Below are 21,529 nucleotides of genomic sequence, written 5' to 3' on the forward strand. Positions count from 1 at the left end.
AACTAGTGTCCATCGTCGGTTCCTATGTTCAATCTAGCGTGAATAGAACGCGCCGGAGTTTGTTCCCCGGGATGGCTTGCGATCCACGTTTACTGTGGTGATACAGGACTTTAGCCCTAACAGTTCCGGGCGTTCGTCGTAGAGAAACCGGACTGTAGCCCTAGGCGGGAACAGCTTTCCACGGATGGCGTTGTACAGCTGCAAAAAGAAAAGGAGCCTGTAATGAAAACGAAAATCATTCTCGCATCAACCCTCGTCACACTCACGCTCGCAGGCACGGCCCTAGCCGATGACGCAAGCGGAACAGTCACTGGCGCCGCCGGTGGTGCCGTCACTGGTGCAATCGTCGGCGGTCCCGTGGGCGCTGCCGTTGGCGGCGTTGCCGGTGCTATCGCTGGCACGGCAATCGATCCTCCGCCAGCACGCGTGGTCACCTATGTTCAGCAGCAGCCGGTGCAAAATTCGGTCGTGGTCGAACAACCGATCGTTGTTGGCAAGCCTGTCCCCCAAGAGGTGGTTTTGATGCCGATCACGGACGATCCCCGTTATTCCTACACCATTGTCAATGAGCAGCGCGTTATCGTCGATCCGCAGACACGCACCGTCGTTCAGGTGATCCAGTAACGGGAGCTACCCCAGCAACACAGTCGCCGCGAAGGAGAAAACAATGAACAGTTTGATCTGGCTCGTTGGAGCAATTGTCATTATCGGCGCAATCCTGTCGTTTGTTGGGTTCGCCTGAATTTTACGGCAGGGCGGTACGCGACGTACCGCCCTGCCTCGTCTCGCCTGCCACTGAATGAGATCAACAAATGTCATATCAACAAGCGCCAAAGTCCAGTTCCTCACTAAGCGGGGTTTTTTTCTTTGTTTTTCTGGCGATGGCTGGACTGACCCTTGCAGTGGTCTCCACGAGCATGGCGGGACCGCCTAAACGACAGGTAACGGTGGTCTTGCCGGTTGGCAGCACTCAATTGGACCAGAAGAAATAGCCTGCCGTTCACAGCTGGCCCTCGCGCAGTCCGGGGCCCGCGTCGACAGTGGTTTCAACGACCCGACCCAGGAGCGCTGCCATGTGGCTTGAGCTGACATCTGAAACCGATGAAAAAATATACGTGAACGTTAATCAGCTCATCGTCATTTATCCGGTGGATGAGCACAAACTTACGCGGATTTTAACCTCTGGAACGCCGATCACGATCAAGGAGCCGATGGCATTTCACCAATCAAAACTTGAAGGCCCGATCGGCAAACTTGCTGCAATTGCCCGCGTTCGAGATCGCCGAATGTGTTTGAGACGCCCGTCATCAGATTCTAATGCAAAAATCTCAGACGGATCTCATCTGCGAAGGTGGCCTGACGGTTCACGATGGTGCGACCTTTGGAATCCTTCATGATATATCGCCCATTGCGCACAACCTCGCTGATCCCATCGCTATGGCGAACAGATAGTCCTGCAGAACCGATCTTCCCTTTCGAACCCTGATCCTTTGCGCCTTGAGAGTTTCCTCGCGTCTCGCTTTTGCCCGCGCCCTGATTGCCATTCCCGCCGCCGTTCCCGTTGCCCCCACCGTTCCCATTGCCGCCGCCATTTCCATTTCCGTTATTGCCATCTTTTGCAAAAACAGAATGGGGGGCAAGCTCAAGGGTAAAACCCGAAACCTTCATTGTGTATGGGGTTGCCGCAATCAATACGCTCAAAATAATGCCGAGTTGAGACTGAACAATTTTTCGGCCCGTCGTCATGTGGGACTCCTTGCGAGCGAAGCTATCCAGCACGCAGGCATGGCATGCGGTGCGATAGCGCTTTATACTCTGAATTTGACCGCGCCGATCGTCAACGGGACCTGATCGTATTACCCTCATCCCGACCTGTTCTCTATCGTCCAGCCATAGCCGTTCTCTGGTGGGGTTGAATCTCGCGCGATAACAAAAGCACCTGTCGTTTACACGGATTTGGGGCCAAAACTTGTTGTTTGCAACCTCGGCAGGACCTTTGCCTTGGTTTCATTCCAAAGGTCTTGGTTCGTTAGAGGGCCGAAGCCGGATGGAGTGATGATCCACAAGAGCTATATTTGATATAAGCCTGTCTCGCGATCAGCCGCTAGCGCTGAACAAAAAGTAGGCTACGTAACACGAGGTCTGAAATGCCCGACGGATTTACGATTTACGCTTACACCTTAGGAGCCGGGACTTCCTTGTCCTATGTGTCGGACGAAGTTCGAGCCTATGAAGAAGCGCGTAGTCATCGTCTCTTCCTCCTCGAGGATCCCACTCGAAAGCTTCCGGAGTATACAATTGTCTATAGGGTTTTGCTTCGCCCGGTGCGAATCGGAGCCCTCGTCGATATCTTGAATGACCGAGGGTGCTCGGTTGAAAGTTTGGTGGAAACCATGGAGCCGATCGGCAAGGTGGTTTGATTATGTATTACGTTTTCGTAGTTGAGCATCATTCGTCCCGAGACCGTCCCACCTAGGGAAGAGAAGGTGGCTGTTTCCAGGGACATGACCGCGAACACCTGCTCTGGCGCATCACGGTCACCAGCAATCAGTGGAAGATCTCTCATCGATAGCATGGCTGATGGTAAGCACTGCCTCGACACGTCTGGAAAGGAAACCGCACGATGACGCATTATGCCTGGACAATCAGAGCTAGCGGTTTGCAGGACGTCCAAAAGGTCACCACGCTCCCGGAGCTTCACGACGTTCTTCAGTTGTTGAAGCTACCCGGAATAGCACCTCCGGCATGGTTGACCATGGATCCCTGGCGCGAAGAGCTCTCCGGGGATGGCCGCTACGTCTATGATGAAGGCGGCTCGGATGAATGGTCCGTTGTCTGGACAAAAGTCTATTACGGGCCCGGTGACGTTACCTGACAGTTACGCAGTTTTATGTTTCCGTTGGAGATCACCCAACGGCCAGTGTCTCGGCTGGTGACGAGGCGGTCCGCTTCGCCTGGGGATCGGCCAGCCCTTTTCGCTGCGCAGTTCGCACTCTCCCATGGCTGCTGGCTGATCACCTATCCATTGGCCGGCTGGCTCGGGGCGACGGCTGGCATCGCGACAACCTACGTGGTTCTGGCTGCGCTCACGGCGCTGGGGGCATTTGCCGCGGCATCTCTTTGGCCGGCCGCCGAAGAGGACGATCGCCATGTCCATGCGGACCTCACTCCGGATCATCCGTATCTATCGGGATCAAAAGTCATACCGGGCGGGTACGAACATTCCCATTCCTCCAGAAAGGACCGGTATCACAGGTGACGGCCTACATCGGCCTTTTCATGACGGCGCTTGCCGCCGCCACGATCCTGCCCGCGCAGTCCGAGGCACATCTCGTGTACCTGATCGTCGATGGCGGCTACTCCATCGCCACCCTGGTCGAGAACGTTCTTGGGGCGGTCATGAACTGGATGCTTGGTCGTTACATCGAGCGATTCCGGTCGCGTCGTTGGTTTCCGGTGTCGCCGCAACGTATCGACAAGGCGCAGGATTGGTATCAACGTTACGGCAAGTGGTCTTTGCTGCGGAGTTGGGTGCCGATTATCGGCGACCCGATCACCATGGTGGCGGGAGTGCTGCGCGAGCCTCTGGCCACCTTCGTCATATTGGTTTCCATCGCGAAGGTCGGCCGCTATGTTGTTCTGGCATTGGCAACGACAGCACTGACCTGAAATGTGGCCGTGGATCATCGATGTTCAGCGGGACATCTATTTAGCGTTCGGGGAACACATAAAAGCATTTGCCAGCGGATCTGGCTGGGGTGCCTTCCTCGCTTTCCTGCCGATGAGTATCGCTTTCGGGGCGGTGCACGCGATGACGCCCGGTCACAGCAAATCGATCCTCGCAACCTATCTGGCGGGATCGTCCCTGAGCATGGTCCGCGGCCTTCTGGTCTCGCTCGCGCTTTCGTTCACGCACGTTGCGATGTCCGTCGTCATCGCGATGTTCTCGCTGCCCCTGGTCTCGATCATGTTCGGCGGCACGGGTGCGGGCTCCTCGCCGATCCTGGAATCCGTCAGCCGTGGGCTGCTCGGGGTTATCGGCATCTGGATGCTGTGGAGCGCCCTGTTCCGAGGACCCCATGGCGATCAGCAAGGCATCGTGGTCGGATTGTCGGCAGGGCTTATTCCGTGCCCGCTGACGCTGTTCGTGATGACCTTCGCAATCTCGCGCGGTGTCCCCGAGGCTGGCATCATGTTCGCGATTGTGATGATGATCGGCGTCGCCCTGACATTGTCGAGCGTGGCGTTGGCCGCGGTCTTCTTCCGGCAGCAGATGGTGCACCTGTTCGAGACGAGGCCGAAACTGATATCGCGGCTGACCAAGGGTCTGCAGGCGGCATCAGGCGCGGTGCTGGTTCTCGTCGCGGTGCACGAACTGTGGTGGCGCTAGGCGTCGTGCATAGCGGAACGGCATGCGGCTGACGTGGTGAGGAACAACAGCCATCTGGCAGACGTTTCCCATGTTACGTCTTCCGCCAGTGCGAGGTCAAAATGTCGACCTGCTTGAAACTCGCCTTGCTTGCTGCGATCTGGCCGACCTCAGTGGCGGCGACCATCGATGCCGACCCGATGTTGGACGTTTTCCAACGAATATGCCTCGCACCAGATTCCGGTTTCGAGGAGATGACGGTATCCGCGGCGACACTGGGATGGCCTCCCATCCCGGCAGGCGACTTTGCCCGTCTCGCTCCGCTCGAACATGCTGAGGCGATGAAGGGGTGGTGGGCCTCCAGCGAGACCGTTGCCGAGAAGATCATGGAGGTGTGACAAAGGCCTGGTTACATGAAACCCCGGTGGAGACATGCACTATCGCTGCGGCGAGTGTCCACATCAATGCATTTCTCAAAGAATTCTTCGTTCGCACAGACGCGGAGAAAATCTCGGAAGAACAAGCCGACAACTGGACGTCCAGGCTCTACATAGTGTTTGCAGGAGGGCGCAAACAGTTCGTCAAGCTGAAGTCTCCACCTCATCCGATGGCAGCGGTCCGATCGCTGCAAGCTCGATCATCGAGAAGTAGCGCAGCAAAGGGGGAACCCACATTTTCGCCGCCTCCGGAAACTCACAGCGCAGAATCCTCCTCGCAAGATGCTTGACAGTTCCCGGAGATCGCTCCAAAACAATTGCCATGGGGTTGCGATCACCCCACGAGGCGACAGCCGAAGTATCGCGTCCAACAACCGATTAACGGAAGGACGCGTCATGTCTTCACTATTGCATATATCTCCCGACAAGCTTGCCCGCCTTATCGGCACCCCCAAAAGCCCGGTGCTCATCGACGTCCGCATTGACGAGGACTTCGATGCCGATCCGAGGTTGATCCCCGGCTCCGTCCGGCGCGACTACCGCACCCTCGACAACTGGATCGGCGACCTCGTGGGAACCTCCGCAATCATCATATGCCAGCGCGGCCAGAAGCTCAGTCATGGCGTGGCTGCGTGGTTACGGCAGGCCGGAATTCCGGCCGACAGCCTGGAAGGCGGCTTCGAGGCGTGGAGCGCCGAGAAGCTTCCTGTCGTTCCCGTCTCCCTGCTGCCGCCGCGCAATGCCGCTGGGCAGACCGTATGGGTGACACGGGCGCGGCCGAAGATCGACCGCATCGCCTGCCCTTGGCTCATCCGCCGTTTCGTCGATCCGAACGCGCTGTTCCTGTTCGTGCCGCCATCGGAGGTCGAACTCGTCGCGGACCGCTTCGGCGGCGCACCCTTTGATATCGAGGCGGACATCCGGTGGAGCCACCGCGGTGAGCTTTGCACCTTCGATGTGATGGTCGAGGAATTCGGTCTTGCATCGGAACCATTGCTTCGGCTGGCGACGATCGTCCGCGGGGCCGACACATCCCGTCTCGATCTGGCCCCCGAGGCCCCCGGCCTGCTGGCGGCCTCGCTCGGACTGTCGCGGATGTTTGCCGACGACCACGAGCAACTGGAGGCAGGCCTCCTGCTTTACGACACCTTCCACCGCTGGTGCCGGGACGCCACCGACGAGACGCATACCTGGCCCGCAGGCAAGAAGGGAGCCTGACATGACCGAAATCATCGATCGGGCCGCCCCGCCTGCGGCCCCGAAAACTTGTGACCACGGCATACCGTTCGGCGAGGCCGTCCGCGTCTGGCTGCGGATCGCGGCGTTGAGCTTCGGCGGCCCGGCCGGGCAGATCGCCGTCATGCACCGCATCCTGGTCGACGAGAAGCGGTGGATCGGGGAACATCGCTTCCTTCATGCCCTCAACTACTGCATGCTGCTGCCAGGCCCCGAAGCGCAGCAGCTCGCCATCTACATCGGCTGGCTTCTGCACCGGACGGCGGGTGGCCTTGTGGCGTGCATCCTGTTCGTGCTTCCCGGCTTTATCGCCATCCTCGGCCTCAGCCACATCTACGCCGCCTTCGGTAACGTCACCGTCGTCGAAGGCCTGTTCTTCGGATTGAAAGCCGCCGTCCTCGCCGTCGTCGTCCAAGCCGTATTCCGGATCGGCAGCCGGGCGCTCAAGAACAGGCTGATGATCGGCATCGCGGCGGCGGCCTTCGTCGCGATCTTCGTGTTTCGGGTGCCCTTCCCGCTGATTATCCTGACGGCAGGCATAATCGGCTACATCGGCGGCCGCTCCGGCTCGCCGCTGTTCCGTGTCGGCGGCGGACATAAGGCCGGATCGGGACCGACATTGAAGGATGAGGACTCCGCGCTCGGCGATGAAACACCACTCCACGCCCGGCCAAACCTTGCCTGGTCGCTCAAGGTTTCGGCCGTCTTCCTCCTGCTCTGGCTCGTTCCGCTCGCGCTGCTCTACGTCTATCTCGGGCCGAACGACGTCTTCACCCAGATCGGCGTCTTCTTTTCGAAGATGGCCGTCGTGACGTTCGGCGGAGCCTACGCGGTTCTCGCCTATGTTGCCCAGGAGGCCGTCCAGCACTTCGGATGGCTCAAGCCCGGCGAGATGCTGGACGGACTTGGCATGGCCGAGACGACGCCGGGGCCGCTGATCATGGTCGTGCAGTTCGTTGGCTTCATGGGAGCCTACCGCGATCCTGGTTCGCTCGATCCGATGACAGCCGCGACGCTTGCGGCGATCCTGACGACATGGGTGACGTTCATCCCATGCTTCCTCTGGATTTTCCTAGGAGCGCCCTTATCGAAAAACTGCGGGGCAACGTCGCTCTGACGGGAGCGATGTCGGCGATTACGGCCGCCGTGGTCGGGGTGATCCTGAATCTCGCCGTCTGGTTCGCCCTCCACACGCTGTTCGCACAAGTCACGACCTGGCACTTCGGCGCGATTTCGATCGACGCTCCCGTCCTCGGATCGATCGTGTTTCCATCTCTCGTCCTCTCGATCGCTGCGGCCGTGACCATCTTCCGCTTCAAGGCATCGGTCATTGCCACGCTCCTGGTCTGCGCGCTCGCGGGAATGGCGTGGACACTCGCCACCGTCGGGGTGTGATTGGAAACGTTCCTCTCGCCGTCGTCTCGACAACGCCATTTTGCTCTGCTCAATTGGCGGCCAGAGAATCTTTGGAATCACCGATGAAAATAGTTGTCGCCTTCTGTGCAATGTCCCTGGCTGCTGCGATGCCCGCGACGGCTGACAACTACGACAGCGTGTATCGGGGTCTCACTACGGCCTCGTTCCGCCATCTGGAAGCGGCTTACCGATGCCGGAGCGCGCTGGGACCATCCGCATACACTCAGGCGCGGGTCGCGGCCGAAAACATCATGAGGCTTTCGGGCGTTCCGACCGACGTCGCGTTGCGGGAAGTGACGCGGATGGTCCGGAAGATCGAGGCGAGACCTGCTGCCAGCGCTGCCGCTATCGAGCTTTATCCCTGCATTGCCGACGTCCGTGACACGCTTTCCGAAATCCATGCCTGGCAGTCACGAGTCGAGGTCTACTGGCGGTAACCGGATCGGTGTCGGCAGAGGGCAATGAACAGCCCGCGCCTTTCAAGTCGCTTGGGCATCTCGGTCATCAAGCGTCGGAAATGCGCTTGGCCAGTATTTTGTCGATCCTACGACCGTCCAAGTCGATGATCTCGAAAGACCATAAGTCGTGCCGGAATGTCTCACCCACCACGGGCAGATGCTTCAACCTGTAGAGGGCGAAGCCAGCGAGAGTGTGGAAGTCGCCGTCGGAGGGACCGTCACCGAGGTTCAGACGCTGGAATGCCTCGTAGGCGGGCATCGATCCTTCCATCAGGAGCGATCCATCCGTTCTCTCCACGACATTGGGCAGCTCTCCTTCGGGACCTGGCAGGTCTCCGGCGATTGCCTCCAGTAGATCGGTCTGCGTAACGATGCCTTCCAGGCTGCCATATTCGTCGATCACGATGGCTAGGCGCACGGGTGACGCCTTGAAGTTGTCGAGGACGCGGAAGACGGGTGTGGATTCGTGCAGGACGAGCGGTTGCTTCAAGACCGCCATCGGATCGATCGTGCCGCCGTTGAGAACTTGGATTAGCAGGTCCTTCTTCAGGACCATGCCGATGGGTTCGTCGATCGTCCCGCGGGAGACGACGAGTTGGTCGTGTTGGGATTCCCGAATGGTGGCGAGCATGTCTTCGAGGCTGTCGTCGGCGTCGATCCAATCAACGTCCAGCCGCGGCGTCATGATGTCGGAGATGTGGCGGTCGCCGATGTTGAACACCCGCTCAACCAGTTGCTGCTGGGCGACGTCGAGCAGACCGCCTTCCTGGCTCTCGGCGACGAGAAGCTTCAGTTCGTCCGCCGAATGCAGCGACGACTCGCCCGTTCCCGGACGAAGTCCGACCAGTCTAAGGACAAGGTTGCCAAGACCGTTGAGCGTCATGATCGCAGGCTTGAGCAACACGAGGAAGAATCCGAGTGGGCGCACGACGGCGAGTGCTGTTCCCTCGCTTCTCTGGAGGGCGAGGCTCTTTGGTGCCAGCTCGCCGAGCACGATATGCAGCGCCGTGATGATGATGAAGGCGATTGCGACCGCGATGGCGTGGGAGCTGGCGGTCGCCCATGTGCCGGGCAGGAACGCCAATAACGGCTCTATGAGATGCGCCAAGGCGGGTTCGCCGACCCAACCCAGAGCAAGCGATGAAATGGTAATGCCGAGCTGGGTGGCGGCGAGATTGGCGTCGAGGTTGTCGACCGCACGCTGGAGTGCTGTTGAATTCATCCGGCCCGCGGCGACGAGTTCGGTCACCCTGCTCCGCCTAACCGAGACCAAGGAGAATTCCGCGGCGACGAAGAAGCCGTTCGCGGCAACGAGAAGAAAAACGGCGATGATGCCGACATAGTCGAATATACTGCCATCCTGGTCGGGCATGCGGTTGTGATGTCCTGTGCTGTTTATGATGGCAAAAGCGTAGCATGGGAAATCGAGACGATGTAACCCGTGGCCAAGCTTATTCGGCCAAGGTCGTCAGGAGTCTTCGGAAAACGCCCTTTGGGGCGCGGCAAAGTTGCGATGCCCATGGCACCGCTATGTCTGAATGCTGCTTGCCCCGCCCTCACCCGGCGAGGTTTCGTTGTGGTGCTGCGGCCGACATAAGCACTAGGATGAGGCGAGGGATTGGGGATTTTCGTTCCCGTTAACTCTTCCATTGGGTCTGAGGACTTAGTAAACCAAGCGCGGCTAGGTTCACCACCATTATGGCGGAACGAATCCTCATAGGCTCAATCGTGCTGTTGACGTCATACGCGATCGGCGGCCTGGTTACTGCGGTGCGGCTCAGCCATGAATAGAGCCTGCATTTATCCAACGGTGTACCCTAAACTTGACTTATGCCCAGCAAGCACCTCAACACCGGTCTCGACGTTCCCGCATAAGTGGTGCAGTCTCCTTCTGTCGATACTAAAATGGGTCAATGACATGATAAAACGCATCACATTCGCGACGAGCATAGTTCTCGTGGCTGCGGTTCTCATTTGGGTAACGTTAAGCTGGATGTGAGCGCGGCTGCAGATATTGAAGCTGCCCGGCATAGTGTGAACCAGAACCGACGGTTGCGCCGCTTGCGGAGCACAACACTTTGATTTTCAAACGGAATTCGACACTAGCTTTTTCAATTTTGGCAGCATTTCAAGATCTTGTCGCGGATCTCAGGGGCAACCGTTGGCACTATGCGACATGCCAAAGAGGAAGGTCGCCAACATTCGGCCTTGAGGCATAGAAGTTGATGCCGCTCATGGCGAAGATCTTGACAAACATTGTGTCTCAGTAACAGCTTAATAAACGGATTCGGCCGCGATCCGCGTCAGGGTCGGTCGCACCAGCAAGGATGGGATAGCATGCTGAACTCAACGGCCCCGAGAATGCCGCACCCCGTCGATGTCCATGTCGGCAGTAGAATCCGTTTCCAGCGCATGATGATGAAAATGAGCCAAACCGATCTTGGCGAGGCCGTTGGAGTGACTTTTCAGCAGATCCAGAAATATGAGAAGGGCACCAACCGCGTCAGCGCCAGCCGTCTGCAGCAGATCGCCGACGTGTTACGCGTTTCTGTTACCTTTTTCTTCGAAGGCAAGGGCGCGCAGGTTACAGTTTCTGGTGAAATATTGGAGAGCGACGAACTTTCACTTTTCCTGTCGACTTCCGAGGGGCTGACCCTCAACCAAGCCTTTGCCAAGATTGCGGATGACCAGGTGCGTCGGAAGATCGTCGGGTTGGTGAAAACAGCGGCGAAAACCAGCGACGGTTGAGGGAGCTTGTTTGCGATCGAAGCGCAGTTCGAGGGGTGGTCTGCCACCTCGTAGTTGCCACTTCCCAATCCAAAGTGATCCGGCAGGCCCGGACTAGGTGTTTGATGTTCTGCAGTTTGGACCAAAGGACCGTCCGAATCCTCCTCGAAGGGAAGGACCCCAATCGCCTCGATGCCCGAACCCGATATTGGGGCTGATTGGTTACTGCTCTGCTCCGTCGCTCTCGTTCGGTGTGCACGGTTCTGGCGTGGAGCGCCGTCGAAACAGGTTGGAGTTGCCCGTAGCCTCATGCCCGGCTTTTTATGCTGCACCGCCATTCCAACTATCTTCTCGCGGCTGTGGTCGTGATGTCGAGACTGGCGCCCAGATCCACGACGGCTTTTACGATAGCGGCGCATTCCTTCGAATTTCCGAGATCGCGAATGAAGGACTGATCAATCTTGATCTTATCGAATGGGAAAAGTCTCAGATAGCTCAACGAGGAATAACCAGTTCCGAAATCGTCCATTGCGATCCGCACACCCAGGCTCTTGATATGGTGCAAGGTTGCCAGGACGGCTTCGCTATCGGTCAGGAGGACGGATTCGATGATCTCAAGTTCAAGCCGGGAGGCTGATGAGCCGGAATCGGCGAGGGCAGAAACAACGGTGTGAGCAAGCGTCTGACTCCTGAACTGGAGAGGAGACAAAATCACGGCGATCCCTATATGGCCGGCGCCGATCTGGTACACGCCCACTCAGGAACTAAGGGCTGCAGCCAACATGGGAACCACCGTCGCCGACCTGAAGCAGAAGGGCGCCACCGCGCTGGACAACACCGCACTCACCGAGCTCATCGTCGGCAAGTCGAGCTGGGTCCGCAACAACGTCACGGGCGAAGTCTTCAGCATAGCGTGGACCACGTCCGGCCAGCGTCTCATCTCAAACAGCAACGGCGCGATCCCCCAGCCGAGTGAGGTTGGTGACATTCTGCATGGCGGCATGATGGGCGCGGGCACCGGCTATGCCATCAAGGATGGTGCCATCGTCACGACGCTCAGCTACGCGCCGTACGAAGCGACCGTCTACAAGCTCGGCGATAAGTACTTCGCGGCGCGGAGCAACGAATTCGGCTACGCAAACTATGAGGTCGTGCCGACACCCAAGATGCTCGACCCGCTCGCCCAGCAGAAATCGCCGTTTTAGGCAGTGTCCGCGAACACCGCGCGTTGGTTCATCCCGGCGCGCGTGCAGCTTGCTGGTGGAGTTCGACCCTGTGGAAACGATACGACCGACCCGACGAACATCGATTGGTGTGCTGCTCAGTTTGGTAATGCTACGGTGGCATTCACGAGCGGGGCCGAGGCCTGCACCATCTGCTTCTCCGGGCTGACGGTAACACCCGGCCAGAAGCTCGACGCGGCCGATCAAGTGGTTCTGGCTGCTCCCCTGCCCGGCGGCCGGCAGTTCCGCGTTATCGAAGTCATCAAAGGTGGCGACTCGGTCGGTGACGTGATCGCGCAGCCTGGTCTGGCGGCCCCGCTCGCCAAGACGGCTATGTCTGTCGATGGCCTGACCGTCGGTGACGACATAGCCGTGGCGCGGGATGAGAACCCACTGCTGATTCTTCGCGACCGGGTCTCCGAGAAGTGGTCGGCCATGGGAATGATGCGCGCCGCTCACGCCGACTGGCTGCGGCAACTGGTGCAGACAAAACGCGGCGGAGGCCTTCGTCCTGCTCGAACTTGGCCGCAGATGAGCCTCACATCCTCATATCTGACTGAATCAGAGTGGCGGGAGCGCATCGCCGTTGTTGGAAGCCAGCTCGAAAGCGCCGACCCACTCGTCGCGGAGATCGCCTATGGTGAGCTGTCACGTGCACCCTACGGCACGATGCGACTGATCCGATCGCAGATCAGCGACGAGAGCGTCCGTGGCTGGTTGGCCGATACCCGCCTCGCCTCCCGGCGTACGGCCTACACATTGCTGCTCGGCATTGTAGGCGGCCCTGGTGACGCTGGAGACCTCGAGTGGCAGATCGATGCCGCGATGAAGAAGCGGGATGCCACCAACCTGTCGGCCATGCTTGCTGCTGATCTGGAGCTGCGTGGAGAAAATCGTCTTGCATGGTTGGAGACCGCCTTTTTCGCCGACCACCAGCGCTCTCTGCAGGAAATCCAGGCAGCGCTGCTGGCGCTCAGCGTCCACGGCGGCGCGGCCGGAACGCTGCCCCGCGCCCGCATCGTCGAATCGTACAGCGCCGTCATCAAAGCGCGGCCCCGGATGGCCGGCTTCGTCGCAATGGTGTTGGCAGACTGGGAAGCGTGGGAGGCAACGCCGGACTTTGTCACCATCATGAGGTCGAACGTCGTCAAGGACCCCGCCGAACAGTTTGCAATCCTCAGTTACCTCAGGCGCAGCCCGCTCACCACCGCTGACGCTGCCGTGCGCGCGTCCGCCACTCAAAAACAGTAGGTGTACTCTATGAAACTTCTCCCGATAGCGCCGGAACCCTCGATGCCTGCGGAACCTGCACCTGTAACGATCTGGAAGCGGTTCCTCGGCGAACCCCTTCTGCACTTCGTCGTGGTGGGTGCGGTCCTGTTCGGTTCCTATTCCTTCCTCGCGCCCAAGACCGTGGAAAGCGTCGATACGCGCAGGGTCGAACTCACCAGGGACGACGTACGACAGCTCGCGAACGGCGCACCTAATAATATGGCACATTTGGTTTGGATTGCAATTCTTGGCTTCATCAACGATAAAGAATAACAGAATAAACTGGTACTTGCGAAAGCGATCAGCGAATCATTCACGAACAATCGATGATTGCGAATGAACCGCGTACCACTTTTGATGTAATGGGTATGTCTATTTTTAAACGTGGAACAAAAGCAATTGCTCGCGTTCTCTGACACACAATCGGGAAAGCGCGCATGCTACGCTTCTATTTTCATCTACGTGACGGCGAGCAATTCGAAGAAGACATTGATGGAATCGAACTACCAGATGTGGACAGCGCCCGAACCGAAGCCGTAGTTGCTGCGCGGGAAATACTGTTTGAACATATTGCACTCGGTGTACCTGTCGGCGGTCAAGTGTTCGAGGTGTGTGACGAAGAAGGCGTCATGTTCTTCAATATGCCATTGAGAAATATACTGCACAGCTGAAAAGCTGGTGTTTATTAGCAATCAGTGGAACATTGCGACCATAGTGGAGTTCTCCGGATACAAACGGAAAAGGACTTCAAGTGCCATTATTCTTCTATAATCTCCGCAGCGGCGACATCCTTGCTGAAGGTACGGTCGGCGTCCATTCACCCGACCTAGAATCAGCCCGAACCAAGGCCAAAGTTGCCGCGCGACACGTGCTAAGCCAAAGGATAGCGTTGCGCGTTCCCATTGAAGGTCAAGTCTTCGAGGTGACAGACGACGAAGGCTATATGCTCTTCAGCGTGAACCTGAGAGATGTAATGCACAGCTAAGGTACAATGCGGTCAGTCGCCTAAACCGTAACCGCCCGATTGTTACCGCGGAGATTTCGCTTTGATGCGAGCAACCAGCTTTTCGTCGTCGACGAAACTGTGGAGGAAGTCGTTCCATTCGTCGGGTGAGCGGCGAGCGTGTGAGAGCATCTGCTCCAGTTCTTCCATGCCATCGTCAGTGAGCGAGGTGACGGATACGTCGTCCCCGGTGTAGACGGTGATGAAGTTACCGTGCCTTAGATTATCGTCGTTGGAGACGATTGCCTGAAGAAGCTCCGGATCCTCCACGAGAACTTGCGCGACAAATTTAATTGTGCGGACGTAGGTAATTGTTGCCATCAGGCTGCCTCAGCGGTGTTTGCGGTCGAGCTCGTCGGCCAAGTAAGCCTGAGGATCGAGGCCATTCATCTTGGCCGTCTCAATGATCGTCATGGCCCGCGCCAAGGTCTCCGCTCCCGTGCCGGCTCCTGCGAAGTGCCAATTCCGTCTTCCGACGCCTATCGGACGCAGAGCCCGCTCGGCAGCATTGTTGTCGATCGCGACACGGCCGTCTTCGAGGAACAGGCATAACGAAGACCAACGGCTCAACCCATACCGAAAGGCTGCCAGATCGCCTTTGCCTGGAATGCGGGTCAGTGGGCTTCGGCCCAGAGACGGAATGCCTCAGCCCTGGGCTTGCTCTGCTTTTGACGCGCGGCGAGACGGATCTCGGGGGCTGACCGTCGATGCTCCGCTCTATATCGTACAGCGCACCGATACGATCGAGAGCTTCCCCCGCGATCTCGGATTTGTTCGATGTCCAGATATCGTGGAAGTCACGTCGCCAATGCGCCCAGCAGGCTGCTTCTTTGAAGCACCAGAGCCCATCCGCTCCAGGGGAGTATAGCTTCCCGTATCCCTTGTAGCCGTCGGCCTGAAGGATGCCGCTTGATCGCTTGAGATGGCGGTGGACGTGCTCCTCTTTCCAGCCAGGAGCAAAATACTAGACGGCACCAGGCCGGAAAGTGCCCGCCCATGGACGTTGATCGCGGACATATTTCCAGATCCTGCCCTTCTTCACACCCTTGCCCAGCCCTTTGTCTCGTAGCGAGCGATCCAACACCCGGATCGGAGTATCGTCCGAATGAAGCAGGTCGCTTGCCATGATCGCAGCTTCGATCCGTTCGATGAGAGGCTGAAGTACCTGCATGGCACGACCACACTAATCGACCATCGTGCTGTCGGGAATGTCGACGCCAATGGATACCAATTTCGCAAAGCAATTACATTGAAGGTTGATCCCGTTGTGCTCGCATCAAAGGTGTTCGTCAACAGGCTGTAGAGCGCCGCACGATTCCGCGCTAACATTGGGAAAGGGATTAAGGGGGAGAGATGCGCGTGGGCCTTTTTAATTTGTTCCGCGAAAAGCCAGCAATGAGACCTGAGATGACACCAGAACGGTTTCTGGAATATGGTATGTTTCTCAGCAAACTGAACAAGCGATGCGACGAACTTCAGATCAACCGCGATCATCCCGTTCTTTCCCGCACAACACAGTTCCTTATGTTCGGTGGCAATCTCGCACGGACCATTGCACGAGCAACCAGCATCACGCCGGAAACTGATCACCTTGAATGCGCCGCCTCTCTCAACCAACTATCGCAAGGTGTCCATCAATTCATGATGCAGAAGAACGGCGAAGAGAACAGAGGAACGCCAACCTTTAAGGGTGAATGGACGTTGTTTGGGAACGAGGATTAGCTCATTTCTTCGGATGGGATGTAAACTATTCCAACGTGCGCGGCGTGGCAATTATGGACTTGGGCGCACGTTTGAGGCGAAAGGCCAATGCGACTAATCCCGATCTACAACAGCGTTCGTGCGATGCATGGGCTGATTTACTCTCCGGAATAACGGATGACACAGCCACAGCGATGGGAAAATCTATTCCGACACATATGAGTGGGCGAAAGCTAATCAACCGCTGTAATCAGAATGAACTTGCGGTGACCACGTTTCCAGCCCGCCGCTCGGATCGCCCCGGAATTCCACCAGAAATGGATTGTTGAACAATAATCGATGTAATACTATTACATTTCGTTGTCGGGACTCCGGACTCGGATCGCTCCACACGCGCGCATAACTGTCGCATGGCTGACACCCATGGTCTTAGCCACCGAACGGAATGACGCCCCTTCCTTGACCGCCTGTCGTGCCTCGTCCTTCTGTCGCTCTGTTAGCCGAGTGTCTTGCCTTGTTCTTTGGCGCGTCTAACCCCTGCCCTCGTTCGTTCCGCGATCAATTCCCGCTCGAACTGCCGACCCAAGATCGAACCCGGCAAGCGGAAGGCAAGAACGTCAACGCCCATTCCTGTCTTCTCGTCAGATAGAAATCTTCAATGTGGTTTGAACATCGATGCTGTTGCGCCCCAGACGATCCAGCTTTGTGACTACGAGGCGATACCCCGTTCAAGCTTTGTGATGAGCTTCAGGAAGCCGGACCCCACGGCACGACTTAACGTTCGAACCGCACGAGCATGGTCTTGGGTTGAGCGTTCTGCACGCGAAGTTTGCCGATAAGCTTGCTGCGCAGGAGCTTTACCTCGTCATCGAGGCTGATGGCCTGAGGGGTGATGGTGCCGAGCTGGCGCCCGGCGACTGCTTCCCCATCTTTCTTCTTCTGTCGCCTTGGCGCAAGGACCGTGGGGGCGGGCGAGGACTGCTCAGTATCGGGATCTGCCGCGACACCATCGCCGCGACCGGAAACGGCAGGAGAAGGCGCATCAGTGGCCGTTGCCGCCGCGGGGCCCACCGCAATGTCGACAGCAGCTATCGCATTGCCAAACTCCCTGGCGACCGCTCCGGCTAGGGGCGGTTCGGTCACGGGAGCCGGGTCGTCAGGGACTACCTCGGCAGCCGGCAGTGTTTCGGCGCTTCGTTGCTCGGCGTTAGCTGTAGGCAGGCTCCGTTGCCGCTCCTGGCGCCGTCGACGTCAGACGCGCAACGAAATTCCATAAGGATGCCATTGTCATTAACCTCGTGTTCTACCCGCCTGCGCAACGCGGGAGCGAACAGGGCCGGCCGCCGCATCGACCACCTGCCTTCGCCGGTCAAGCGAGATTGAGCCGCTTCCGCAGACCTGCATTCTCGGCCCGCAGCTTATCGGAAAGTTGCTTGCGCAGGCTACGGTTTTCTTCTTCCAGCCGCAGGAGATCGGCCATGTCGTCGATGACAGCCATTGACGTGGCGGCCGGCGCTTGTGCCGTCTTTGTTACCCGGTCGACGCCTTGGGTTTTAGCGACGCTCGCCGCTGGGCCCGCCTTGGCTTTGTGGCCACGCCTTTGCGGGCCGGCCGTTGCTTCGGCGCCAGCCGGCGAACCGACGACCTGCTCAGGATCCGCTTCCGCAACAACCTTCTTGGCTCGGGGTTTGCGCTGTTTCACGGGCGCAGGGGTGACCGTCTCGGCGGGGAGTTGCGTGGTCGTTTCGGTCATCGTCTCGTTTTCGTCGGCCATGTCGATCTCCTTGGACACCGATGCATTGTTCTGCTGTGGAATCCCCGCTGTCAACACCGGCTGTACCGGACCATCCGTTCGCGAAAAATGACCGTCGCTAGACATTTTCTCTTTGGCGTTTTCCGGCAACAAAAAGGAGGTTGTCTCTCCATACTCTTGCCGAGCGACCGCCTTGAGATCCAGGTCTCCCCAGATAGAATTCGGCTTGCGATCTATCTTGCGCCGTCCGGTTTTGTACTCGACGGCGAAACTGCGGTTGGTCTTTTTCAAAGAATGACACCTCGATATCTGACGCTGCTTTATCAGCGATCCATGGGTGATCGCAAGACCGCATGGCGAGCACCTGCAGCAACAACCGGCATTCCAGCGTTTTTGTCGATGCCAACACGGTTGCGGCACATGTAAAGTCAGGCGCCATGCGGGAAGTCAGCACCGGTTTCGGCCAGATCGTCGTTCCAATCTTCCAGGCGCGGACGAAGTCGCCGGAAACCGCAATCCGCTCGCCCTGCAATGCGCCGCAACGTGTCGGCATAGGCCTCGCCCTGGCTGTTGTGATCGGTCGCTGCAACGAGGATCTCGATGCGACCGGCAAGCACCGCCAATTCCGTTGCCGGCGACCATCCTCCGGCGGTGCTGGCACAGAGCGTATCGAACCGCTCACGTTCGACCGCCGCAAGGTTGAGTGCATCGATGGCGGCTTCGGTGACACACAGGCGAGCCGCCGTCGGATTGCCAAAACGAAACAGGACTTTCGTACCCCCCGAGGAGAAGCTGCGCCATTGACGGCCGCGTTCCTCCCAGCCGCATATTTTCCCATCGCCGTCGTGATGACCAAACCATGCGCTGCCATGGGCCCCCTCCCGGATCTGCCCCAGGGCGATGGCACGCTGCAGGAGGCGGCTGGGTATAGCCCTTGTATCGTTGAGGTAGCAGCCTATTGAAAGTGTCGCCAATGTGCTCGCCCTGCTCGGCGAGTTCCGGCTGGCAATTGGCATTCTGGTTTACCTCTCCGAACGGATGGCTTGCCGGCAAGCGCCCGGTCGACGTGTTAAAGGACGGCGACGCCGTGATTTCCGCCGCAGCAAATGAGGGGGAAACCATCGCCGGAGGATCAGTACGCCTCCCTCACCGTTCACGGCTTCGAACTCTCATGAGATCAAGGCCGGGGCCAGGCTCCACAGGGTCCATGATCAGCGTTTTGGTAGCTGCACTTTCAATCCTGGAAAGGGCCGTCCCAGCCGATTTGCGCCGTTGCTCCTGGGCAGCGATCGAATCGCGACGCAGTATCTCGCAACGGACTACGAATGCGCGGTTCACGAGACGATCTTTCACGACGTGCCGATTGACGAGCCGAACAAGACCGTCGGCTTCGATAATATCAAACTTCTCGTCCATTCGGTCGTTGAACTGAAGCACGATCTTACTCTGGTGCCCCTCTTCGCCCCTGACCTGGCCAAGTGGGGCGTTAGCAGAGCAGACCTCATCGATACGACGGCCGCTGACTATCAAATCACCGCGCAGTGGGCCTTGGCCATTCATCAAAGCAGGCCGGACGCGCATTGTCTGATCTGGACATCGAAACGTTGTGATCCACCGCAGGCGGTGCTCCTGTTTGGGGATCGCGTCGCCGAGACCGATCTGACCGGAATGAGCACTGTTGGTGCGGCAGGTTGCTGCATTCGCCACACGTGTTGATATTACTCTCGTGCTGTAGTCGCAGGGCTGCTGGTTGCGCACTTCCCAGCGCATTGACTTCAACAGGAGGCCCCAGATTACTCATTCGCTTTGAAGGGCATCGAGGTCATCAAGCTCTACGTTGGGCATGTGCGTTATCGAGCATATAGCCGCCGACCCAACCGCCGAGTACTCTTCCGAGTTGATGACCCAGGACAACGATCGCAAACAAGGTTGCCTTAGCTCGACGCCGAAGAGTTCCGAAACGAGGCGGGATGTTAGCGGCACGAACACCACGCAGATAACCTCCGCGATATCTTCTTAACATCGATCGGAAGCGGGAACGTCGCTATCGGGCTTATTTTTGCGCAGGCACTGGGTAAATTTGCCTATATGCATTGTAAGCGGACCGTTGGTAACATCTGGGCGTTCCGAATATCCACCACGAATCTCCAAACAGAATGGAGATGACTATTCGTTTGATCGAATTCGCTTCAACATCACGAAAACACGAGAGCGCCTATGTCGAGCGCTACAACCGCACCGTCCGACATGAATGGCTCCACCAATACATCATCGAAAGCATCGAGGAGGCACAGGAATTCGCCACACAGTGGCTATGGACGTACAACAACGAACGGCCCAATATGGGCATCGGCGGCCTGACGAGGAGATCGTCAAGATCACCGCCCATATCGTTCTCAATCTCTTCACCAGCTACCTCAACGTCGCCCTCGACGTACCGGTTGACTTGCCAGGGTTCAAGCTGACGCGCGGCGCCGCTTGAGCCCTGGGGGCGGACCGTTCCCATTTTCGGTCCGCCCATTTGGATGAACCCATTTGACAACTTGTATTAACATCCATACAACTGCGTTTGCGGCTCGTACCGGTGTCGCGGGGAACAATGCAATTCGGTCGGTCGCGGGACCCTGTCAAACCGTGGACAACCGCAATCAAACAGGAGGTCTTGCATGAAGATGTCAATTACCCGGGCTTTGGCTGGAGGGGCGCTTATCCTGACGATGGCGTCATCGCCAGTCTGCGCCCAAACGACGTTGAACACCCTGTTCATGGCGCAGTCCGCCTATAGTGAAGCAGACGTACGCGCCATGGCCGCCGACTTCACAAAGGCAAATCCGGGCATCAAAGTTAACCTCGAATTTGTTCCTTACGAAGGCCTTCGCGACAAGACCGTCCTCGCTCAAGGCTCGGGAGACGGCTATGACGTCGTCCTTTTCGATGTCATCTGGCCCGCGGAATACGCGACCAACAACGTGCTGCTCGACGTAACGTCACGGGTTTCGGAGGAAGCGAAGGCCGGCGTGCTGCCGGGAGCCTGGACGACCGTCGACTACGACGGAAAGCACTACGGCATGCCCTGGATCCTCGACACAAAGTATTTGTTCTACAACAAGGATATCCTTGCCAAGGCAGGAATTGCGGCGCCTCCAAAGACTTGGGAAGAACTGACGCAGCAGGCGCAAATCATTAAAGATAAGGGACTCCTCGACACCCCGATCGCGTGGAGTTGGGCGCAGGCCGAAGCAGTTATCTGCGATTATACCACGCTGGTGTCAGCCTATCAGGGCAGCTTCCTAAAGGACGGCGCTCCGGCGTTCCAGAGTGGCGGCGGTCTCGACGCGTTGAATTACATGGTCGAAAGCTATAAGTCCGGCCTGACCAACCCGAACTCGAAGGAATTCCTGGAAGAAGACGTCCGCAAGGTTTTCCAGAACGGCGACGCGGCTTTCGCGTTAAACTGGACCTATATGTATAACCTCGCCAACGACCCAGCCCAGAGCAAGGTCGCCGGCAATGTTGGCGTGGTCCCGGCGCCGGGTGTTTCCGGCAAGTCTGAGGTCTCGGCGATGAACGGCTCGATGGGACTAGGGGTTACCAAGGCCAGCAAGCATCCGGATGAAGCCTGGACACTGGTTGAGTACCTGACCTCGCAGCCAGTCCAGAACAAGTATGCTAAGCTGAGCCTGCCGATTTGGACCTCCTCCTACGACGATCCGGCTGTAACAGCGGGGCAGGAAGTTCTGATCGCAGCGGCTAAGGTCAGCCTGGCTGCGATGTATCCGCGGCCGACGACGCCAAAGTACCAGGAGCTTTCTGTCGCCCTGCAGCAAGCCATCCAGGAAGCTTTGCTCGGCCAATCCTCTTCCGAGAATGCGCTGGCGACGGCGGCTGAGAACAGCGGTCTTTGATGTCTCCCCATCCGGACGGCATCGCCCGT

24 protein-coding genes and 5 pseudogenes are annotated in these 21,529 nt (G+C 58.1%); 19 read left to right on the top strand and 10 right to left on the bottom strand.

Annotated features, from left to right (window positions below; translation table 11 throughout):
• The first annotated feature begins 222 nt into the window (after window positions 1–222).
• Window positions 223–624: a DUF1236 domain-containing protein gene (locus ACP7E0_RS21575; RefSeq protein WP_426127680.1), complete on the top strand. Its 402-nt coding sequence runs from the start codon at window positions 223–225 to the stop codon at window positions 622–624.
• A gap of 690 nt (window positions 625–1,314) precedes the next feature.
• Here the strand turns inward: ACP7E0_RS21575 and ACP7E0_RS21580 are convergent.
• The gene (locus ACP7E0_RS21580) at window positions 1,315–1,746 is read right to left on the bottom strand and encodes a hypothetical protein (RefSeq protein ID WP_426127681.1); all 432 of its coding nucleotides are present in this window, start codon (window positions 1,744–1,746) and stop codon (window positions 1,315–1,317) included.
• 877 nt (window positions 1,747–2,623) lie between these two features.
• On the opposite strand from ACP7E0_RS21580, the gene ACP7E0_RS21585 reads away from it, so the two are divergent.
• The 7 genes and pseudogenes from ACP7E0_RS21585 (at window position 2,624) to ACP7E0_RS21615 (ending at window position 7,895) form a co-directional block, all read left to right on the top strand.
• Window positions 2,624–2,875: a hypothetical protein gene (locus ACP7E0_RS21585; protein ID WP_060511140.1), complete on the top strand. Its 252-nt coding sequence runs from the start codon at window positions 2,624–2,626 to the stop codon at window positions 2,873–2,875.
• A 404-nt stretch (window positions 2,876–3,279) separates the two neighbouring features.
• A complete protein-coding gene (locus tag ACP7E0_RS21590; RefSeq protein WP_426127976.1) occupies window positions 3,280–3,669 on the top strand; it encodes a YqaA family protein in 390 nt (129 codons plus the stop codon).
• A 1-nt stretch (window position 3,670) separates the two neighbouring features.
• Window positions 3,671–4,390, top strand: coding sequence for a nickel/cobalt transporter (locus ACP7E0_RS21595; protein ID WP_426127683.1), 720 nt, complete (start codon window positions 3,671–3,673; stop codon window positions 4,388–4,390).
• Window positions 4,391–4,491: 101 nt separating this feature from the next.
• Window positions 4,492–4,767 carry a hypothetical protein gene (locus tag ACP7E0_RS21600; RefSeq protein ID WP_426127684.1) on the top strand — a complete coding sequence of 92 codons (276 nt, stop codon included), beginning with the start codon at window positions 4,492–4,494 and terminating at the stop codon, window positions 4,765–4,767.
• A 435-nt stretch (window positions 4,768–5,202) separates the two neighbouring features.
• A complete protein-coding gene (locus ACP7E0_RS21605) occupies window positions 5,203–6,024 on the top strand; it encodes a chromate resistance protein ChrB domain-containing protein (protein WP_426127686.1) in 822 nt (273 codons plus the stop codon).
• 1 nt (window position 6,025) lies between these two features.
• Window positions 6,026–7,437: pseudogene (chrA, locus tag ACP7E0_RS21610) on the top strand (chromate efflux transporter).
• A gap of 83 nt (window positions 7,438–7,520) precedes the next feature.
• The gene (locus tag ACP7E0_RS21615; protein ID WP_426127688.1) at window positions 7,521–7,895 is read left to right on the top strand and encodes a hypothetical protein; all 375 of its coding nucleotides are present in this window, start codon (window positions 7,521–7,523) and stop codon (window positions 7,893–7,895) included.
• A 67-nt stretch (window positions 7,896–7,962) separates the two neighbouring features.
• Here the strand turns inward: ACP7E0_RS21615 and ACP7E0_RS21620 are convergent, their stop codons facing one another.
• Window positions 7,963–9,288, bottom strand: a complete 1,326-nt coding sequence (locus tag ACP7E0_RS21620; RefSeq protein ID WP_426127689.1) for a hemolysin family protein — start codon at window positions 9,286–9,288, stop codon at window positions 7,963–7,965.
• Window positions 9,289–10,253: 965 nt separating this feature from the next.
• Here ACP7E0_RS21620 and ACP7E0_RS21625 point away from each other — a divergent pair.
• The gene (locus tag ACP7E0_RS21625) at window positions 10,254–10,664 is read left to right on the top strand and encodes a helix-turn-helix domain-containing protein (RefSeq protein WP_426127691.1); all 411 of its coding nucleotides are present in this window, start codon (window positions 10,254–10,256) and stop codon (window positions 10,662–10,664) included.
• A 334-nt stretch (window positions 10,665–10,998) separates the two neighbouring features.
• On the opposite strand, the pseudogene ACP7E0_RS21630 reads toward ACP7E0_RS21625, so the two are convergent.
• A pseudogene (locus tag ACP7E0_RS21630) lies at window positions 10,999–11,370 on the bottom strand (EAL domain-containing protein); the annotation flags it as partial.
• A gap of 55 nt (window positions 11,371–11,425) precedes the next feature.
• Here ACP7E0_RS21630 and ACP7E0_RS21635 point away from each other — a divergent pair.
• From ACP7E0_RS21635 to ACP7E0_RS21655, 5 genes are all read left to right on the top strand, one after another.
• Window positions 11,426–11,848, top strand: coding sequence for a hypothetical protein (locus ACP7E0_RS21635; RefSeq protein WP_426127693.1), 423 nt, complete (start codon window positions 11,426–11,428; stop codon window positions 11,846–11,848).
• A 135-nt stretch (window positions 11,849–11,983) separates the two neighbouring features.
• Window positions 11,984–13,117 carry a hypothetical protein gene (locus tag ACP7E0_RS21640; protein ID WP_426127694.1) on the top strand — a complete coding sequence of 378 codons (1,134 nt, stop codon included), beginning with the start codon at window positions 11,984–11,986 and terminating at the stop codon, window positions 13,115–13,117.
• A 9-nt stretch (window positions 13,118–13,126) separates the two neighbouring features.
• On the top strand, window positions 13,127–13,411 hold the full coding sequence (locus ACP7E0_RS21645; protein ID WP_426127696.1) for a hypothetical protein: 285 nt from the start codon (window positions 13,127–13,129) through the stop codon (window positions 13,409–13,411).
• Between the two features lie 164 nt (window positions 13,412–13,575).
• On the top strand, window positions 13,576–13,809 hold the full coding sequence (locus ACP7E0_RS21650; RefSeq protein ID WP_426127698.1) for a DUF6894 family protein: 234 nt from the start codon (window positions 13,576–13,578) through the stop codon (window positions 13,807–13,809).
• 80 nt (window positions 13,810–13,889) lie between these two features.
• On the top strand, window positions 13,890–14,123 hold the full coding sequence (locus ACP7E0_RS21655) for a DUF6894 family protein (protein WP_426127700.1): 234 nt from the start codon (window positions 13,890–13,892) through the stop codon (window positions 14,121–14,123).
• Window positions 14,124–14,165: 42 nt separating this feature from the next.
• On the opposite strand, the gene ACP7E0_RS21660 is transcribed toward ACP7E0_RS21655, so the two are convergent.
• Window positions 14,166–14,462 (bottom strand): hypothetical protein, encoded by a 297-nt coding sequence (locus tag ACP7E0_RS21660; RefSeq protein WP_426127702.1) that lies wholly within the window; start codon window positions 14,460–14,462, stop codon window positions 14,166–14,168.
• Window positions 14,463–14,477: 15 nt separating this feature from the next.
• Window positions 14,478–15,360, bottom strand: a pseudogene (gene tnpC / locus ACP7E0_RS21665) (IS66 family transposase); the annotation flags it as partial.
• A 140-nt stretch (window positions 15,361–15,500) separates the two neighbouring features.
• Here tnpC and ACP7E0_RS21670 point away from each other — a divergent pair.
• On the top strand, window positions 15,501–15,863 hold the full coding sequence (locus tag ACP7E0_RS21670; protein ID WP_426127704.1) for a hypothetical protein: 363 nt from the start codon (window positions 15,501–15,503) through the stop codon (window positions 15,861–15,863).
• A 329-nt stretch (window positions 15,864–16,192) separates the two neighbouring features.
• On the opposite strand, the pseudogene ACP7E0_RS21675 reads toward ACP7E0_RS21670, so the two are convergent.
• The 5 genes and pseudogenes from ACP7E0_RS21675 to ACP7E0_RS21695 form a co-directional block, all read right to left on the bottom strand.
• Window positions 16,193–16,333: pseudogene (locus tag ACP7E0_RS21675) on the bottom strand (hypothetical protein); the annotation flags it as partial.
• Window positions 16,334–16,338: 5 nt separating this feature from the next.
• The gene (locus tag ACP7E0_RS21680; RefSeq protein WP_426127705.1) at window positions 16,339–16,470 is read right to left on the bottom strand and encodes a recombinase family protein; all 132 of its coding nucleotides are present in this window, start codon (window positions 16,468–16,470) and stop codon (window positions 16,339–16,341) included.
• A gap of 146 nt (window positions 16,471–16,616) precedes the next feature.
• Complete coding sequence (locus ACP7E0_RS21685) at window positions 16,617–16,985, bottom strand: hypothetical protein (protein WP_426127706.1); 369 nt, start codon at window positions 16,983–16,985, stop codon at window positions 16,617–16,619.
• Window positions 16,986–17,211: 226 nt separating this feature from the next.
• Complete coding sequence (locus ACP7E0_RS21690; RefSeq protein WP_426127708.1) at window positions 17,212–17,886, bottom strand: transcriptional regulator; 675 nt, start codon at window positions 17,884–17,886, stop codon at window positions 17,212–17,214.
• Between the two features lie 137 nt (window positions 17,887–18,023).
• Window positions 18,024–18,569: a DUF3991 domain-containing protein gene (locus tag ACP7E0_RS21695; protein WP_426127710.1), complete on the bottom strand. Its 546-nt coding sequence runs from the start codon at window positions 18,567–18,569 to the stop codon at window positions 18,024–18,026.
• A 202-nt stretch (window positions 18,570–18,771) separates the two neighbouring features.
• Here ACP7E0_RS21695 and ACP7E0_RS21700 point away from each other — a divergent pair, with 202 nt between their 5' ends.
• From ACP7E0_RS21700 to ACP7E0_RS21715, 4 genes and pseudogenes are all read left to right on the top strand, one after another.
• Window positions 18,772–19,311: an RES family NAD+ phosphorylase gene (locus ACP7E0_RS21700; protein WP_426127978.1), complete on the top strand. Its 540-nt coding sequence runs from the start codon at window positions 18,772–18,774 to the stop codon at window positions 19,309–19,311.
• Between the two features lie 497 nt (window positions 19,312–19,808).
• A pseudogene (locus tag ACP7E0_RS21705) lies at window positions 19,809–19,958 on the top strand (integrase core domain-containing protein); the annotation flags it as partial.
• A complete protein-coding gene (locus tag ACP7E0_RS21710; protein WP_426127991.1) occupies window positions 19,904–20,077 on the top strand; it encodes a hypothetical protein in 174 nt (57 codons plus the stop codon). The pseudogene ACP7E0_RS21705 and the gene ACP7E0_RS21710, both read left to right, overlap by 55 nt.
• A gap of 184 nt (window positions 20,078–20,261) precedes the next feature.
• Window positions 20,262–21,500: an extracellular solute-binding protein gene (locus ACP7E0_RS21715; protein WP_426127712.1), complete on the top strand. Its 1,239-nt coding sequence runs from the start codon at window positions 20,262–20,264 to the stop codon at window positions 21,498–21,500.
• Window positions 21,501–21,529 lie beyond the last annotated feature (29 nt).

The organism is Pararhizobium sp. PWRC1-1, from assembly GCF_049897905.1.
GTDB lineage: Bacteria > Pseudomonadota > Alphaproteobacteria > Rhizobiales > Rhizobiaceae > Pararhizobium.